Raw genomic sequence first — 16,142 nt, forward strand, 5'->3', positions numbered from 1 at the left:
CAGTGCTCAGTGGCGGACTCGCTTTTCCACGCTAGCTCCGGAGGATTCTGCAATCGGCATCATCCTTCCTTGATAACGGCTACGTCATGCTCCCAGTTCAATGTCGAAATCTGGATATCACGTTATTATCCTCAACTACCGTCCACTAAATCACGTCAATATCCGAATCTACGTTCCCAACTCGGTGGAATACACCGAAATTGTTTACATATTGGTGCTATATGTGGCGGATATGAGTGACCAGAAATCGCCGGTCGAGTCACAAAAGATTGATGGGGACCGTCGTGGCCGCGTTTCACGCCGTTCGGTACTAGCAACGGGGGGGATGGCTGCCAGCGCCACACTCGTTGGTTGTCTCGGCGGCGGCAGTGGCGATGGAACAGAGGGCGGGCCCGAGCCCCCGTGGACGACCGAGGACTTGGCTGAACAGATCGATGACGACGCTACGTTGACCATCTACGCCTCGACGGGTTCGGACCAGCAGTGGTACGACCTCGTCAATGTGGTCAACGACGAGTTCGGAACGTCGGTCGAAGCTGATGTCTTTGCGAGTGTCGGCAGTGAGATGACCCAGCGGTTCGTCCAGGAACGACAGGCTAACAACGACACTGCAGACATCCTGAGCAGCCCTAGCGACATCGACGACGAAATGAAGATCACGGCCCAGAATGATGGCAGGGAGGCGGGCCTGGATGTTGGCCGAGAATATTTCGAGTGGGACTTAGACCAGAAGTTCTGGTTCAACGACAAACTTCAAGACGTCCAGCAGTACCCGTTCTACATCGCGGCGTACAATGGTGGCCCCGGGCTGACGATGCCAATAAACGAGGATATTTTCGAGGACCGCGGACTTGCTATCCCGGAGAGCTACAACGACCTGTTCGACGGCCAGTATGAAGGGCTACGGACGCTCCTGTCGAGCCGTTACATCGCTCCGGACATGGTCGGATGGATTGTCCGCTACCACGCCGACCAGATGGATATGGACAATCTCGCGTGGGCGAACGAGCTCCGGGAACACCTCAACTACACTGGAGCCAGTTCAACCACGACTGCGGTCCGGGAGGTGCGTGACGGGAACGCGCCGCTAATGTTTTACTGCTGGCCGACGGTACTGGACCCGTTCATGGGCGACGACACCCCATTAGGTGCGGTATTCCCAGCGAATGTCAAAGCGTTTATGAACGGCTCGCCGATAGCGATAAACAAGGAGGCCCCGAACCCGTGGGTTGCGAGGTTCTTCCTGAGTGCAGTACTAGAGGAACCGGTCCAGCGGCGGATGATAAACGACGTTACAAATCAAATACCGTGCCGGTTCGACCTCGACTACTCGGACCAGAATCCGGATGCCTACACCGAAAAGCGACTCACCGCCGACTTCGAACCGGTCAGCTTCTGGGATGGGTGGCAAAACTCCCAGGTCGGACAGACCGCACTTGACAACGGCGTCTTCGAGCTGTAGAGTCACCTCGGCCCCCTAAAATCATGAACACGGAGCCACAGTTGGAAATCAGTGGACTGGAAAAACGCTTCGAGAGCGAGTTCGAACTCTCGGGCATCGATCTGACGGTCGGCTCCGACGAGATCGTCGCGTTACTCGGCCCCAGCGGGTGCGGAAAGACGACGATACTCCGGTGTATCGCCGGTGTCGAGACGCCTGAAGGCGGGACGATCAATATCGACGGCGACACCGTTGAGAGTTCGACGGTCTCGAAACCGCCTGAGGAGCGCCACATTGGGATGGTCTATCAGAGCTACGCGATCTGGCCACACAAGACCGTCTACGAGAACGTCATCTTTCCACTCGAACACGCCTCGCACGGGATTCCGCGGTCGGAGTTCCGGAACCGCGTCGAGGGGATACTCGAACTGATGGAGATCTCTGAACTGGCCGACGAACCCGCGACGAACCTGAGCGGTGGCCAGCAACAGCGCACCGCGCTGGCCCGCGCACTCGTCCACGAGCCCGAACTGCTGTTGATGGACGAGCCGCTTAGCAACCTCGACAAGGAGCTTCGAAAGCAGATGCGCTACGAACTTCAGCGGATACAGCAGGAACTGGGCGTAAGCATGCTGTATGTCACCCACGACCAGGAGGAGGCGTTCTATCTGGCCGACCGGGTGGTCGTTCTCCGGGACGGAGCGGTGGTTGAGCGCGGGCCGCCAGAGAAACTGTACCGCTCCCCAGACTCCCCGTTCACACGCCGGTTTGTCGGCGCTCGCAACCCATTCGGCGGCCGTATTCAGACCGATACCGCCGGTGACCGTATCGTCAGGACAGAGTTCGTTGACGTGCCACTCTCGAAGACGGAGTACATGTCTAACGGCGCGGACGGGGACGTCGACTGTTTCCTCCGTCCAGACGATATCGACATCTGTGGCGACGGACGCGAGGACGATCGGATAGAGATGGAGGGTACGGTCGTCGCTGAGGGAATTCTGGGCGACCGCTACGAAATCACCGTTGGGTTCGACGGGACCGACACCGAGCTGACGGTCCACTGTGATCAGTACCGCGATCTCTCGCGGGGCGAGCGGTTGACCCTCGGATTCGCCCCGAAGACCCTGCAAGTGTACCGCTCCCAATGAGCTCGAAGCAATCGCTGTTCGAGGCGACACGGAACGGGGTCAAAGGGCTTTTCGGGGTGGTTCTCGACCGAGCGACAAAACGGGTCGTGCTCGGAGTGGTCACGCTGTTGGTCACGTTTTTGACTGTCGTCCCCCTGCTCTTTCTCCTCTGGACGAGCGTGTGGTCGGGCTATCCCGGCGAGTTCGCGGCGGAGTTGACAGTCGAGAACTTCCAGTCGGTGTATCTCGGTGACTTCTTCCCCGTCTGGAAAATTTTTCGCAACTCGCTTTCCATCGCCGTCGGAATGACCGTGACGGGACTGGTGTTCGGACTCGGTGCGGCGTGGCTGTTTGTCCGGACCGACCTCCCGACGAAAGGCGGAATGGAGCTCGTATTGTTGTCCTGTCAGGCGATTCCGGGGTACATCTACGCGATTATGTACGTCACCGCCTACGGGACAGACAGGGGACTCGTCGCGGCTGTTGTCCGCAACGCGCTCGGCCTCGAGACGCTCCCGATAGACATCTTCAGCCCGTGGGGCATCGCCTTTATCGCGGGCATCAACGTCGTTCCGACGTTCTATCTGCTCACTGTGCCGGCACTCCAAGATATGGACCCGGCCCTCGAAGAGGTGGGCCGGGTCCACGGGGCGAGCCTGTTGTCGACAGTCCGCTCGATCAGTCTCCCGCTCATCAAGCCGGCTATCCTTTCGGCGACTATCGTTGTGTTCCTCTATGGGATGGGCGAGTTCGCCGTCGTCTCGATACTCGGGGTGAAAAGTGGGTTCGACGTCTACTCGACGACGATACACACGGCCATCAAAGGACGCTTTCCGCCGGGATACGGGGAAGCCGCCGCCCTCGCGTGTAGCCTGCTGGTGTTGATGCTGGTCTTCGTGTGGTACTACAGGCGGGTGACGGCGCGCAAAACGGAGTTTATGACGCTTACTGGCCGCCGACACCGGACGCACGTCTGGAGCCTCGGGCGGTGGCGCTGGCCGCTGGCGGCGACCATCTGGGCTGTCTTGCTGGTCGTCTGGGTGCTTCCGATTTTCATGCTGCTGGTGACATCGGTCCACGCCGACTGGTACGGACAGGTAAATCTCTCGGCGCTGACGTTGGACCACTACGTCACCGCTGTCACCGACCCACAGCTACGGACGGCGTTTCTGAACAGCCTTATAGTCGCTGTGGGCGCCGCGACGCTGGGAACGGTGCTGGTCGTCGGCACGGCCTACTACACCGAACGGACGGACGGCCGGTTTCGGGGAGTTGTCGATTTCCTCTCACTGACGCCGCTGGCAGTGCCCGGAATTATTCTCGGAGCCGGTCTCCTGTTTACGTTCCTCTGGGTGGGAGAGATCGTCCCGTTCCTGAATCTGTACGGGACGTTGCTCATTATCATCGTCGGCTGTGTCGTGGTGTATCTCCCAGTCTCGTCCCGCATCGCCGTTGGCAACATCGTCCAGATTCACGCCGAACTCGAGGAGGCCGCACGCGTCGCCGGTGCGACGTGGGCCCAGCAGATGCGGGAGATATTCCTCCCGCTGTTCAAGAACACGGCCGCTGTCATCTGGTTTTTCCTCGCGATGCTCTCCATCCAGTTGCTGTCGATTCCGATCATGACGTACACGTCTGACACCGTCGTGGTCCCTGTCCGGTTGTTCCAACTGTACTCGTTTGGCCCCGGGCTCGCACCCGTGGCAGCCATCTCGTCGATTTTCATCTTCCTCACGGTCGGATTCTTGCTCATCCTGCGTCGCAACGGCATCAGGTTCTACGAACTCGGCCAGCGGTGACGACGCTCCTCGTGTCGGTTCGACAAAAAAGTCCCGACGACGCTGCCCAGACCGTCTCCGTCCGACGGAATCGGGGTTACATTTATCGCCACAGTCTGCCAATACGGCGGGTATGAGGGACCTCCGGGAGTTCATCGACGCTATCGAGGGGCACGGCCAGCTCGAACGAATCACAGGTGCGAAAGAGGAACTGGAGATTGGCGGCATCTCGAAGATTGCGCGCCGGGACGGACTCGAAACGGCGTTGCTGTTCGAGGAGATTCCGAACACTCGTCCTGGGGCACGAATCCTGACCAACGCCGGTGAAACTCCGCTCCATGTGACGCTTTCGCTGGGTCACGAGCCGACATCCGACATCCGCGAGGCTCTCCTCGCCCAGAAAGCACACATCGCAAAGACGGAGACGCGGGCCGTAGAGACGGTGACCGATGGCCCGGTCCTCGACAATGTCCAGCGGGGTTCTGACATCGACCTCACGGAGTTTGCGGCGCCGATATGGCACACCAACGATGGCGGGCCCTACATTGGAACGGGCGACGTGGTTGTCACGGAGAGCGCCGACGGCGAGGACCGCAACGCGGGGACCTACCGCGTTCAGGTCCACGGCCCCAAGAAGGCGACGCTCAACATCCGCCCCGGCCGGGACGGCGACCGGCACCGCCAATCCTACTTCGACCGTGACGAGTCGTTCCCGGCGGTCATCTCGCTGGGTCACCAGCCCGACCTGTTCATGGCAGCGAACCAGCGGTTTCCCGCCCACGTCGACGAACTGGAGTTTGTCAGTGCCCAGCGTGACCAACCACTGGAAGTCGTCGAGGGGGAGGAGAGCGGCCTCCCGTTCCCGGCACGGTCGGAACTGGTCATCGAGGGCCACGTTCGACCCGACGCCGAAGAGATAACCGAGGGTCCGTTCGGCGAGTGGACGGGCTACTACGGGGCCGGGGAGACCCAGCAGCGGCCGTTCGAGATTGACCGAATCTACCACCGCGACGACCCGATCGTCCTTGCGTATAACAACGTCCCAATGGCTTCGACGGCGATGACGACGATACGGTCGGGCGCACAGCTGTGGGACCAACTGGAGAAAGCCGGCATCACGGGTATCGACGAGGTGACGACCATCTTCCCGGGTATCTGGTTCCAGATCGTCTCGATAGAACAGCAGTACCCCGGCCACAGCACGCAAGTCGGGATGCAGGCCATGTCGCTGCCGGCCGGAGTCTGGGAGGGCCGTATTACGATAATCGTCGACGAAGACGTCGACGCCTTCGACCTCGATGAGGTGCTGTGGGCGACGGTGAGCCGGTTTGACCCCGCGGAGGACCTCCAGGTCATCGAGAACTGTGTGAGTTCGCGGATTAACCCCCGGATGTCCCCGGAACAGACCGAGTCGGGCGACCACACCAAGAGCCGCATGCTCATCGACGCGACGAAACCCTACCACTGGAAAGATGAGTTCCCGGCAGACACCCGTATCGACTCCGACCTCGAAACGCGACTCCGCGAAGAGTACGCTGACCTCTTCGCCGAGTGACGACGCAGGGATGCATTCGAGGACATTTTCGAGTGACGTCCCCTGCGTAGCAGATCTATATCGAACAGCGCTAGCTCGTCGGCACTCTCGGTAACGCCGCCGATCCACTTCTTGCGGGTTCGGTCCGAGGGCGGCAGTTGTTGAGGCAGGCCAGCATTATATCCACGACCAGCACCGCCAGCCTGCGGTGACGGAGTAACTACGACTGGGTAGCACCGCCCGGTCGTATCTCCAAGACGTACCCGTCGGGGTCACGAGCGAGGAACATCTGGCCGCCCCACGGGACCTCGCGCGGCTCGATGAGTAATTCGCCTTTTGTGTCGGCGTTGTCTATCCGATCGTAGGTCTCCTGCAGTGGTCCATCGACAGCGAGGACCACGACTGCCCCGTCGCCCCGACCCGCTGCCGGTGGTGGTGACAGTCCAAACGAGTCCAGTTCCCCGGGGTCGAAGTCCGCCTGTATCTTCAGTTCACACGCCCCGGTGTCGTAGGCGACGCTGCTGTCTCCGACTGTGTGCGGTTCGAGCCCGACGGCGTCCTCGTAGAAACGCCGCGCGGCCCCCAGGTCGGTGCTCATGAGAAACAACTGTGCGAGGTCCGCCATGGCGGGGCTATTGCCCGCCCACCACATAAATGGTGACCTCAGAGCCAGTTAGGCCGAAGGACGCTTACGCCGATCTCGCTGGCCGCTTCGGCGTCTGCTCGTGAGTTGCCGATGAACACACCGTTTCCGGGTGTGGTGCCGAGGAGTCGAACCAGGTTTGCAGTCGGTCGGCCCGTGAGTCGGTACCAGCGTGAATAACGGTGTCGACGGTCTCCTGCACTGTCGCCCCCTGCACCTGCGTCGCTCCTTTCCAGAGTCCACAGCGCGACCTGAGCGTCCAGTTCCGCTAGCACGTCGCGGAGGCCGAGGGACAGTCCGGACGGGTCCACTACGACCGCCTCGAACGAGTCGAGAGAAGCGGGCACGAATGAGTGACCCTCCGGTAGCCACGGTGTCCCGTCGACGGTGAGTGTAACCGAATCGCCAGACTCCAGTCCGAACAGCGAACGGAGGTGAACCGGGGCGACGACCTCGGTTTTCCGGTCGGGATAGCCCGGCACGAGTGGCCGGAGCACGGCTGCCTGGACCCCCAGAGCCGGCACGGCGTCAAGCCGACGCCGTCGCAGTGGGTGTCGCCGAGACCGTCCAGCCGAACCGACGGCTCCGGGGGTGACAGTTCGATGTTCAGCGTCCCGTGGAACGGGTCGAACCCGAGCGCTTCTCGGAGGGTGCCGGCCACATGGCCGACGAACTCATCGATACATTCGTCGAGATAGTCGACCACCGTGAGAACGAGTGCTCACGAGGGTCGCCGCACGTTGTTCGGCTCACCCCACGGGGGTCGAAATGCTCCCGTTTCGTATAGCCACCAGTATCACCTGCATTGCCCGTCCCTGTTCTGAGCGATCCCTCCATACCCGCGGTTTTCGACTCTATCGGCTGGCATGGGCTCTTTTCGCCCGTCGTGTCGTAACTGATTAGTGATTAAAACACAGTTTAAAAAATATGACAGAGCGCGTCGTCGTCGGGGTCACAGGTGCGACTGGGCAGGTCTACGCCGTCTCGGCGCTGGAGTTGCTCGCCGAGACCGACGTCGAGGTGCATCTCGTCCTCTCGAACGCGGCGAAAATCAATCTTCGACAGGAAACCGACCGCGCCGTCAGCACGGTTTGTGATCTCGGTGACGTGGTCCACAACGTCGACAACATCGGCGCGGAGCCGGCGAGTGGCTCGTTCGAGACGGAGGGAATGATCATTACGCCGTGTTCGATGAAGACACTCGCTGCTATCGCGAACGGACTCAGCGGCAATCTCATCACGCGCGCGGCGGACGTGACACTCAAGGAACGCCGACCGCTGGTGCTGATGCCACGGGAGACGCCGTTCAACCGCATTCACCTCGAAAATATGCTTTCCGTCACCGACGCGGGCGGACTCGTCGTCCCACCCTTTCCCTCCTTCTATCAGCGCCCCGATTCTATTGATGCGATGGTCAGCTACACCATGTCGAGAGCACTGTCCCACCTTGGAGTCTCGTTCGACCACGACGAGTGGAACGGCCTCGGGGACGGAACGACCGACTAACATTGCAGTTGTACTCGGGTGCAGAGACGAACGTCATCATCGCGACAGCAATCAATTCCGTCACGGAATTTGAAAGGCGGCGGTACGTTTAGAATCGTACCGTCGACTAGTCGTTTCTGAATCTGAAACGCCATTCTACCCGTGCTGACTCTGAGGCTTTGCGGCCCCTACACCACAAAAAGCGCCACCCGGGGTGGCGAAACTCTTCAGTTTCGTATCGCCACCGGTATGACAGCCCTCGCCCAGCGGGAATATTATCAACTTGACGATAAAATACACTATATGGTCGAGATAGACAACGTGGACCGGGGGATTCTCTACGAGCTCCAGCGGAACGCGCGCGATACGACTGCCCAGGAGATCGCCGACAAGACGGGTGTCTCGGCAAGTACCGTCCGCAACCGCATCGACCGTCTGGAGGAGGTCGGCGTCATCGAGGGATACTATCCCAAAATCAACTACGAGGCGGCGGGTCTGCCGCTACAGGCTCTGTTCGTCTGCACAGCGGACCCGGCGGAGCGGTCCAACCTGGTCGACCAGCTTCTCGGTGTCCGGGGCGTGATCGAGATCCGAGAGACGTTGACCGGGAGCCAGAACCTCTTCGTCGAGGTGGTCGCAGACGATACGGGTGATATGGCTCGCATTTCGGACGCAATCCACGCGCTGGGTCTCTCGGTCGAGAGTTCGGAGATCCTGCGCCAGCGGCGCGTCCAGCCGTTCGATCACTTCCATTTCGATCCACCTAGCAGTCCTGACGGATCGAACCGAGAGTAGTTCCTGGCTGTCGAACAGCTACTGGCTGCGGAAAACACAGTCATTGTTTGAAATAGTACTGATTTCCGAAACACATGTTGCGGTTTCTTTACTAATATTCCTGCTCGTACCGATATCCACAAACAACTAGTTATCTGATAAATAATGCTTATCTGTTCCCTTCGTCTCCCCTAGAACCAATGAAAGAAACTGTCCGGTGGTACCGCGACGAACGCCAGTCTGACTCACAACCGTCGAGCCCCGTGTACACCTGATGTCGGAGACACCGACTGTCGACGAGACGGTGCGTTTGCTGCTGGATCTGGGACTGAAAGAGTACGAGGCACGATCGTTTCTGGCCCTGACACAGATCGCCAGCGGGACTGCCCAGGAGATCAGCGATATCTCTGAGGTTCCGCGGACTCGCGTCTACGATGCCATCCGGATGCTAGAGGCACAGGGCCTGGTCGAGGTCCAGCACTCGAACCCGAAGCAGTTCCGTGCCGTGAGTATCGACGAAGCCACCGCGACACTTCGTCAGCAGTTCGTTACACAGATCGACACACTTCGGTCGAATCTCGAACGCCTCGAGATCGAAACGGAGCCAGCGGCGGCCGATCGTATGCAGGAGGTGTGGTCGTTGACTGGCCGCGAGGGAATCGAGTCGCGAACGCACAAACTGCTTGACCAGGCGGAGTCGGAGATCGTCCTGCTGGTCGTCGAGGAGGAGATTCTCACGGAGGCGCTGTTCGACCGGTTGCACGAGGCAGTCGACCGCGGGGTCGATGTCGTACTCGGTGGGAAGACGGACACGGTTATCTCACAACTCGATGCCGAGATGTCGTCGGTGAAGGTATTCGAAACCGATCTCGGGTGGCTCCAGGGACCGGCAGACGACAGCGAGGTCGCTATCAGTCGTCTGCTTCTGGTCGACCGGACGTCGTTGCTGGTCAGTTCGTTCTACCCGGCTGACGGTAACGACGGATCACACGAGCAGGCGGTCTTTGCGACTGGTCTGGAGAACGGTATCGTCGTCCTCATCCGCCGGATGATCGCCTCGGGATTGCTCCCTGTTGCGGACCCGGTGATGTAGCCGGTCGTCGATTTCCTTCCAGTTCTCTCTCGACAATTTGCTACTGAGTAACTTCCAGCTGAATTCAAATATACTGTTATACTCATTGTTGGCTACATATACTTCGTTTCAGCCCCATCGTTTCTGAATCAGCGGTTCCGGTCGGTTACAAAACCGTAAGAAAAGTAATATTGGCACTTCATCTCACGTCACACGGTATGAGACAGCGTATCCCACACACCGATCACAGAGAGAGTGTCGATTCACCTCGGGACAGGCGGAGGGCGGCATCGTGAACGTCGGCGTCCCTGCGGAACGGGCGCCCGGCGAGAAGCGCGTCGCCCTCGTTCCGGCCGTTGCAAAAAAACTCGTCGACAACGGCCACGAACTGTATATCTCCGCCGGTGCCGGCGAGCCCGCGGGCTGGGCTGACGAGGCCTACGAGGATGTCGGCTGTACAGTCCTCTCGGACCGTGAGGAACTGTTCGAGACGGCATCTGTTATCTTGCAGGTCCAGGCGCTGGGGGCCGCGCCCGATATCGAGATGGATCCCTACCAGGACGGGCAGGTTGTCGTTGGGCTGCTCGGCCCGTACGATATCACGGACGAGCAACTCGAAGCGCTGGCCGAGCGGAACGTGAGTGCGTTCTCGATGGAGCTGATTCCCCGGATCAGCCGGGCCCAGAGTATGGACGCACTCTCGTCGCAGGCCAGCCTGGGCGGCTACAAGGCTGCTCTGCTGGCGGCCGACGGACTTCCGAAGATGTTCCCGATGGAGATGACCGCCGCCGGGACGATCCGGCCCGCGGAGGTGTTCGTCATCGGCGCTGGCGTCGCCGGCCTCAAAGCCATCGCGACGGCCAAACGTCTCGGTGCGAGGGTTCGGGGCTACGATATCCGGCTGGAGGTCAAACAGGAAGTCGAGAGCCTCGGCGCGAAGTTCGTCGAACTGGATCTCGAAACCGAGGGCTCCGGCGACGAGGAGGGGTACGCACGGGAGATGGACGAGGAGTTCTACGCGGCCCAGCGCGAGCAGATGCGGGAGGTCGTCCCCGAGTCAGACGTCGTGATCACGACGGCCGCCATTCCCGGCGCACCGGCACCCGAACTCGTCTCGACGGAGATGATAGAGGCGATGGATGCCGGCTCGATCATCGTCGATCTCGCGGCCCCGACCGGCGGGAACTGCGAACCGACGGAGGCAGGTGAGACGGTCCACCACGACGGTGTCACGATCCACGGTCCGACTGATCTCCCCTCGCGAGTCAGTAAGACGGCGAGCCAGCAGTTCGCCAACAACGTCAACAGCTTCCTGAACAATCTGCTCACTGACGGCGATCTCGATATCGACTTCGAGGACGAAATTATCGAATCGACACTACTCACACATGACGGACAGATCCGGAATCCACATCGCGACGACGGTACCGAGGAAGCGGCCGACGAGACAGACGCAGATGCAGCCGACGAGACGGATGCAGACGCGGCCGACGAGACTGGGGGTGAGACCGATGCGGCCTGATCTCCTGTCGAGTCGTCCGGTGGGGGTGGTTCGATGACGTTCGTCGAGAACCTGACGCTGTTCGTGCTGTCGGCGTTTGTCGGCTACGAGATCATCACGAAGATTCCGACGAATCTGCACACGCCGCTGATGTCCGGCGCCAACGCCATCTCGGGTATCACGTTGCTCGGCTCGGTCGTGGTCGCCGGCTCGGGATCGACGACGCTGGCGACGGCGCTCGGGTTCGTCGCCGTCGTGATGGCGACGATCAACGTCATCGGCGGCTACCTCGTGAGCCACTTCATGCTCTCGCAGTTCAGCCAGCGGGGTCGATAAGATGGCCGGGATACTCGCCGAACTCCTGCCGGAACAGACACTCCAGATCGTCTATCTGATCGCCGGCATCCTCTTCATCCAGGGGCTCCGGGATATGACCCACCCCCGGACGGCGACCCGCGGGAATCTCATCTCCTCGGGCGGGATGTTCCTCGCTGTCGTCGTCACAGTCCTCTGGTTCGAGATCCTCTCGCCGGTGATCCTCGCCGCGGGACTGCTCGTCGGCGGGGCGATCGGTGGCTATCTGGCAATCACTGTCGAAACGACCGAGATGCCCCAGCTCGTCGGCCTGTTCAACGGCTTCGGTGGTGGGGCGTCGGCGGTCGTCGCCGGCGCCGAACTGATCGACGTTTTCTCTGCCAGTGGCTCGCTGTCTCTGGAGCTGACGACGAGTGCGGCGGTCGCGGGTATCATCGGCTCGGTCACCTTCTCGGGTAGCTTCGTCGCCGCCGGGAAACTCCACGGACTCGTCGGTGATTCACCAGTCAGCCCGAACGTCGGTCACGTAATCAAGGCCGTGTTCCTCGCGATCAGTCTCCTGGCTGGCCTCTATCTCGTCGCACAGCCAGGTCTGTTCGGCGAGTCGTTACAGACCGACTGGATACCGGTCTACTGGCTGCTCGTCGGGGCTGCATTGTTACTCGGCGTCGCGCTCGTTCTCCCTATCGGCGGCGCGGATATGCCGGTCGTTATCGCCCTGCTGAACTCCTACTCGGGGCTTGCGGCCGCGACGACCGGGTTCGTCCTCGACAACACAGTGCTGATCATCGCCGGGACGCTCGTCGGCGCGTCGGGGATGATCCTGACGGTCATCATGACCGAGTCGATGAACCGCTCGCTCGCGAACGTCTTCTTCGGCGGCCTCGGTACCGGTGGCGGCGGTGAAAGTGACGAAGAGATGGATGCAATTTACGAGGGCAACATCAGCGAAACCTCCGCCGAGGAGGTCGTCATGCTGCTGGAAACGGCGAACCGCGTCGTCATCGTGCCGGGGTACGGGATGGCCGTCGCGCAGGCCCAACACGCCGTCGCCGAACTCGTCGAACTGCTCGACGAGAACGACGTCGACGTCGAGTTCGGTATCCACCCCGTCGCCGGCCGGATGCCCGGCCACATGAACGCGCTGCTTGCTGAGGCAGACGTTCCCTACGAGAAGATGCGTGAACTGGAGGAGGTCAACCCGACCTTTTCCCAGACCGATCTCGTGATCGTGAGCGGGGCCAACGACGTCGTCAATCCGCGGGCGAACGAGGACGACAGCAGCCCGATCGCCGGGATGCCGATTCTGAACGTCACCGAAGCCCGCCACGTCGTCGTCAACAAGCGCAGTCTCAGTCCGGGTTTCTCCGGGATCGCCAACCCACTGTTTGCCCGTGACAACACGAGTATGCTGTTCGGCGACGCCAAAGAATCGATGCAGGAACTCGTCAACGAGTACAAGGAGGCGACGTCGTAGGGGCGGTGTCGTCCGTCGCCCCGTTCGGGTGCGGACACTGCTGGTTACCGAAATCACTGGAGCGGCGAGTATACGCCTTTTTATAGCTGGACGGTCCAACTCCCGATGTGGCTTTACCCGGAGTTATGACGCAGTATCCCCTCGGAACCCTGCCTCCGCTAGCGGGAGCAGCGGGATCAAATACCCTGATCATCGTCGCGATGATCCTCGGACTCGGCGTGACCGCACAGGTCCTCGCCGACAAGTTCCGTGTTCCGAGTGTCCTCTTTTTGATCCTCGCGGGCGTGGCCGTGGGTCCGAAGGGGTTGTCGATCGTCACGATCGAGACGTTCGGTGCTGGGCCCCTGACGACGATTGTCGGGCTCAGCGTCGCGATCATCGTCTTCGAGGGTGCCTTCCATCTCAAGATCCAGAAACTGGAGGAGGCCCCGTCGGCCGCGATCCGATTGATCACTATCGGCGCGTTGATCTCCTTTCTCGGGACGACGATCGCGGTCCGGTATCTGCTCGGCGTCGAGTGGGGGATCGCAGCACTCGTCGGGTCGTTGCTGGTGGCGACTGGGCCGACGGTTATCACGCCGATTCTCGCGGTCGTCCCGGTTCGTGACAGGGTTGCCGCCGCACTCGAAACCGAGGGGATCGTCAACGACGTGAGCGCGGCGATTCTCGCTGCCGTGATTTTCAAGTTGCTTGCCGCGCAGGAGGTAAATCCGACGGATTATCTGGTCGAGTTCGTCATCCGGATGAGCGTCGGTGTCTTCATCGGCCTCATCACGGCTAGTGTCCTGTGGTTCCTGCTGGTCAGGCTCGATCTCCCGACCGGCTGGACGCCACAGAACGTCCGGCTCATGACACTCGCCGGGGCAATTCTGGCCTTCGCGCTCGCAGACACGATCAGAACCGAGTCCGGCGTCGCCGCGGTTGCGACGGCCGGGCTCGTGCTCGGAAACGCAAACCTCCCGTACGAGGACAAAATCGAGGAGTTCAAAGGCGACGTGACGATCATCGTCCTCTCTTTCGTCTTTATTGCACTCGCGGCGTTGATCGAGTTCGACACGCTGATCGATCTCGGTATCCCCGGGCTCCTCGTCGTCGCGGTTGTCGCGCTGGTCTTGCGGCCAGCACTGGTTTTCATCTCGGCGAGAGGCGGGCGGTTCACGCGGGGTGAAAAACTGTTCATGAGCTTCGTCGGCCCACGGGGGATCATTCCGGCAGCCGTGGCGACACTGTTCGCGATCCAGCTTCAAAACGAGAATACGCCACCAGTCAATGTGGTCGGTGGCGAGATCCTCGCTGGAACAGTCTTTCTCGTTATCTTGCTGACGGTCGTTTTCGAAGGCGGATTTGCCAGACAGATCGCGGAGAAGTTACGAGTGATTCCAATGCGTGTACTCATAATCGGCGGCGGACGTGTCGGCAACGAACTTGCCGAACGCCTCGAAGAACGCGGGGAAAACGTCGTCATCATCGAAGAAGACGAACAGGTGGCCAACGAACTCAGGAGTAGCGGATTCACGGTGCGGGTGGGCGACGGAACTGATACGGAGGTGTTGCTACAGGCTGGCGCGGAGAACGCGAAGACGATCGTCGCCGCCACCGGTGACGACGATACGAACTTGCTCGTCGCCCAGCTTGCGAAGTCGAAATTCGACGTTGCAAAAATCATCACGCGCGTCAACGAGCCCGAAAACAGGGAGGCGTTCGAGGAACTCGGCATCGAGACGATCTCGGAGACCGACTCGACGGCCTGGGCCATCGACAACCTCATCGAACGACCTGGGCTCTCCCGGTGGATGACGGAACTGGGCAGGACCGGTGACGTCCAGGAGATCGAAGTGACCGACGAGAGCCTTGTCGACAAGACGATCAACGAACTCAACGACCAGCTCCCGAGTGGCTGTATGATCGCACTCGTTACCCGGGATAAAGAAAACACCGTCCCCGATCCGGATCTCCAGGTCGAGTACGGCGACCACCTGACTGTCCTCGGCCAGACACAGGCGGTCAAAGACGCGATCAAACAGCTCCACCCCCACGATTGATACTGGTGGCTATACATTCGTCAAGATATTCGACCCCACGGAGGTCGAAATTCTTCAGTTTCGTATAGCCACCAGTATGAGTCCGGACAAAACGGAGCGAATTTGCTGCTCCGGATCGATGTGGCGTGTATGAGCCGGTCGGAACACGACGAGCAGTTCACCGCACACCTTCGACAGCTGGACCACTGGACCTTTCTGCTCGCGCTCGGACTCGTGACCGCGAACATCGTCGTCGTCTCGCCGTATCTCAGTGCCGCGGCTGCAGTTCTCCTCTTCACCGCGCTCGGCTACGATGCCTACGAGTTCTATCAGGACTCGTAGCCTGTACCTCTCAGTAGACTGGGACGTATCCCGAAAGCTATAGTCGACGGCGGTAAAGACCGAAACTGTGAGTCGAGTTCCGGACACTGGGGCCATCCTGACTGCCAGCGTCGTGACTCTGCTTGCTGTCGTCCTCTGGATGGTCGTCTCCGTGCTCCGTGGGTCGATGGTCGAACCGCTCGAAATCGTGATGTTCGCGTTCGTGTTCGCGTTTCTCTATTTCAGCGGACTGTACTATCTTGATTCAGCGAGAGAATCCCGCCGTTCACGGCGTTGACGAGACGCTTCGCGTCTCGTTCGCACATCAGAAATCAAAGATTTCTGAGGACGGGCGTGAATCGCGTCAACTCTGATGAGAAACTGCCGTGTTACTGCTTGTCTTGAGTCTCCACCCTGCCGAGTCAAGTTTCACTTTTACCGTGGATGGCTGACCTTCATATTTCACCGACTCGTTGACTCAGACGGCAGATGAAGCGTGCCAACACGTTCGCTGTGCGACCGCTCACCGACGACGATGAGCACGTGCTACGGGACCTGTTGGACGCTTCCGCCGCTCTCTGGAACGAGATTAACTACCAGCGCCTCATGCGCTATAACGATGAAGACGGGTTCCAGGGTCATCTGGGTGGCGG

Annotated in this window: 15 protein-coding genes and 1 pseudogene; 14 read left to right on the plus strand and 2 right to left on the minus strand. The window is 60.4% G+C overall.

Going from position 1 to position 16,142, the window contains the following annotated elements; genetic code table 11:
* The first annotated feature begins 232 nt into the window (after window positions 1–232).
* The 4 genes from EOW68_RS18605 (at window position 233) to EOW68_RS08235 (ending at window position 5,901) form a co-directional block, all read left to right on the plus strand.
* Entirely contained in the window at window positions 233–1,462 is a 1,230-nt protein-coding gene (locus tag EOW68_RS18605) for a transporter (protein ID WP_431358815.1), read from the plus strand.
* Between the two features lie 23 nt (window positions 1,463–1,485).
* Complete coding sequence (locus tag EOW68_RS08225) at window positions 1,486–2,589, plus strand: ABC transporter ATP-binding protein (RefSeq protein WP_128224681.1); 1,104 nt, start codon at window positions 1,486–1,488, stop codon at window positions 2,587–2,589.
* A complete protein-coding gene (locus EOW68_RS08230) occupies window positions 2,586–4,367 on the plus strand; it encodes an ABC transporter permease (RefSeq protein WP_128224682.1) in 1,782 nt (593 codons plus the stop codon). The genes EOW68_RS08225 and EOW68_RS08230 overlap by 4 nt, the downstream gene beginning before the upstream one ends.
* Before the next feature lie 112 nt (window positions 4,368–4,479).
* Complete coding sequence (locus EOW68_RS08235; RefSeq protein WP_128224683.1) at window positions 4,480–5,901, plus strand: UbiD family decarboxylase; 1,422 nt, start codon at window positions 4,480–4,482, stop codon at window positions 5,899–5,901.
* Between the two features lie 199 nt (window positions 5,902–6,100).
* On the opposite strand, the gene EOW68_RS08240 is transcribed toward EOW68_RS08235, so the two are convergent.
* Together EOW68_RS08240 and EOW68_RS08245 are read right to left on the minus strand one after the other, a co-directional pair.
* A complete protein-coding gene (locus EOW68_RS08240) occupies window positions 6,101–6,505 on the minus strand; it encodes a VOC family protein (protein WP_431358816.1) in 405 nt (134 codons plus the stop codon).
* 38 nt (window positions 6,506–6,543) lie between these two features.
* Window positions 6,544–7,047 (minus strand): DUF120 domain-containing protein, encoded by a 504-nt coding sequence (locus tag EOW68_RS08245; RefSeq protein WP_128224685.1) that lies wholly within the window; start codon window positions 7,045–7,047, stop codon window positions 6,544–6,546.
* A 403-nt stretch (window positions 7,048–7,450) separates the two neighbouring features.
* On the opposite strand from EOW68_RS08245, the gene EOW68_RS08250 reads away from it, so the two are divergent.
* From EOW68_RS08250 to EOW68_RS08295, 10 genes and pseudogenes are all read left to right on the plus strand, one after another.
* Window positions 7,451–8,029 carry a UbiX family flavin prenyltransferase gene (locus EOW68_RS08250; protein ID WP_128224686.1) on the plus strand — a complete coding sequence of 193 codons (579 nt, stop codon included), beginning with the start codon at window positions 7,451–7,453 and terminating at the stop codon, window positions 8,027–8,029.
* 282 nt (window positions 8,030–8,311) lie between these two features.
* Complete coding sequence (locus tag EOW68_RS08255) at window positions 8,312–8,803, plus strand: Lrp/AsnC family transcriptional regulator (RefSeq protein ID WP_128224687.1); 492 nt, start codon at window positions 8,312–8,314, stop codon at window positions 8,801–8,803.
* A gap of 253 nt (window positions 8,804–9,056) precedes the next feature.
* Window positions 9,057–9,875, plus strand: a complete 819-nt coding sequence (locus tag EOW68_RS08260; RefSeq protein ID WP_128224688.1) for a TrmB family transcriptional regulator — start codon at window positions 9,057–9,059, stop codon at window positions 9,873–9,875.
* Window positions 9,876–10,146: 271 nt separating this feature from the next.
* Entirely contained in the window at window positions 10,147–11,376 is a 1,230-nt protein-coding gene (locus EOW68_RS08265) for a Re/Si-specific NAD(P)(+) transhydrogenase subunit alpha (RefSeq protein WP_128224689.1), read from the plus strand.
* A 33-nt stretch (window positions 11,377–11,409) separates the two neighbouring features.
* Window positions 11,410–11,691, plus strand: coding sequence for an NAD(P) transhydrogenase subunit alpha part 2 (locus EOW68_RS08270; RefSeq protein WP_128224690.1), 282 nt, complete (start codon window positions 11,410–11,412; stop codon window positions 11,689–11,691).
* 1 nt (window position 11,692) lies between these two features.
* A complete protein-coding gene (locus EOW68_RS08275) occupies window positions 11,693–13,147 on the plus strand; it encodes an NAD(P)(+) transhydrogenase (Re/Si-specific) subunit beta (RefSeq protein ID WP_128224691.1) in 1,455 nt (484 codons plus the stop codon).
* A 125-nt stretch (window positions 13,148–13,272) separates the two neighbouring features.
* Window positions 13,273–15,189 carry a cation:proton antiporter domain-containing protein gene (locus tag EOW68_RS08280; protein WP_128224692.1) on the plus strand — a complete coding sequence of 639 codons (1,917 nt, stop codon included), beginning with the start codon at window positions 13,273–13,275 and terminating at the stop codon, window positions 15,187–15,189.
* 129 nt (window positions 15,190–15,318) lie between these two features.
* Complete coding sequence (locus EOW68_RS08285; RefSeq protein WP_128224693.1) at window positions 15,319–15,510, plus strand: hypothetical protein; 192 nt, start codon at window positions 15,319–15,321, stop codon at window positions 15,508–15,510.
* A gap of 67 nt (window positions 15,511–15,577) precedes the next feature.
* Window positions 15,578–15,787, plus strand: coding sequence for a hypothetical protein (locus EOW68_RS08290; RefSeq protein WP_128224694.1), 210 nt, complete (start codon window positions 15,578–15,580; stop codon window positions 15,785–15,787).
* 191 nt (window positions 15,788–15,978) lie between these two features.
* A pseudogene (locus EOW68_RS08295) lies at window positions 15,979–16,128 on the plus strand (RNA-guided endonuclease TnpB family protein); the annotation flags it as partial.
* Window positions 16,129–16,142 lie beyond the last annotated feature (14 nt).

It is taken from the genome of Halovenus amylolytica, from assembly GCA_004015825.1.
GTDB lineage: Archaea > Halobacteriota > Halobacteria > Halobacteriales > Haloarculaceae > Halovenus > Halovenus amylolytica.

Excerpts from the sequence above, each read along its gene's own strand:
- EOW68_RS18605 (WP_431358815.1), top strand. The coding sequence starts at position 233 with ATGAGTGACCAGAAATCGCCGGTCGAGTCACAAAAGATTGATGGGGAC.
- EOW68_RS08225 (WP_128224681.1), top strand. The coding sequence starts at position 1,486 with ATGAACACGGAGCCACAGTTGGAAATCAGTGGACTGGAAAAACGCTTC.
- EOW68_RS08230 (WP_128224682.1), top strand. The coding sequence starts at position 2,586 with ATGAGCTCGAAGCAATCGCTGTTCGAGGCGACACGGAACGGGGTCAAA.
- EOW68_RS08235 (WP_128224683.1), top strand. The coding sequence starts at position 4,480 with ATGAGGGACCTCCGGGAGTTCATCGACGCTATCGAGGGGCACGGCCAG.
- EOW68_RS08240 (WP_431358816.1), bottom strand. The coding sequence starts at position 6,505 with ATGGCGGACCTCGCACAGTTGTTTCTCATGAGCACCGACCTGGGGGCC.
- EOW68_RS08250 (WP_128224686.1), top strand. The coding sequence starts at position 7,451 with ATGACAGAGCGCGTCGTCGTCGGGGTCACAGGTGCGACTGGGCAGGTC.
- EOW68_RS08255 (WP_128224687.1), top strand. The coding sequence starts at position 8,312 with ATGGTCGAGATAGACAACGTGGACCGGGGGATTCTCTACGAGCTCCAG.
- EOW68_RS08260 (WP_128224688.1), top strand. The coding sequence starts at position 9,057 with ATGTCGGAGACACCGACTGTCGACGAGACGGTGCGTTTGCTGCTGGAT.
- EOW68_RS08270 (WP_128224690.1), top strand. The coding sequence starts at position 11,410 with ATGACGTTCGTCGAGAACCTGACGCTGTTCGTGCTGTCGGCGTTTGTC.
- EOW68_RS08275 (WP_128224691.1), top strand. The coding sequence starts at position 11,693 with ATGGCCGGGATACTCGCCGAACTCCTGCCGGAACAGACACTCCAGATC.
- EOW68_RS08280 (WP_128224692.1), top strand. The coding sequence starts at position 13,273 with ATGACGCAGTATCCCCTCGGAACCCTGCCTCCGCTAGCGGGAGCAGCG.
- EOW68_RS08285 (WP_128224693.1), top strand. The coding sequence starts at position 15,319 with ATGAGCCGGTCGGAACACGACGAGCAGTTCACCGCACACCTTCGACAG.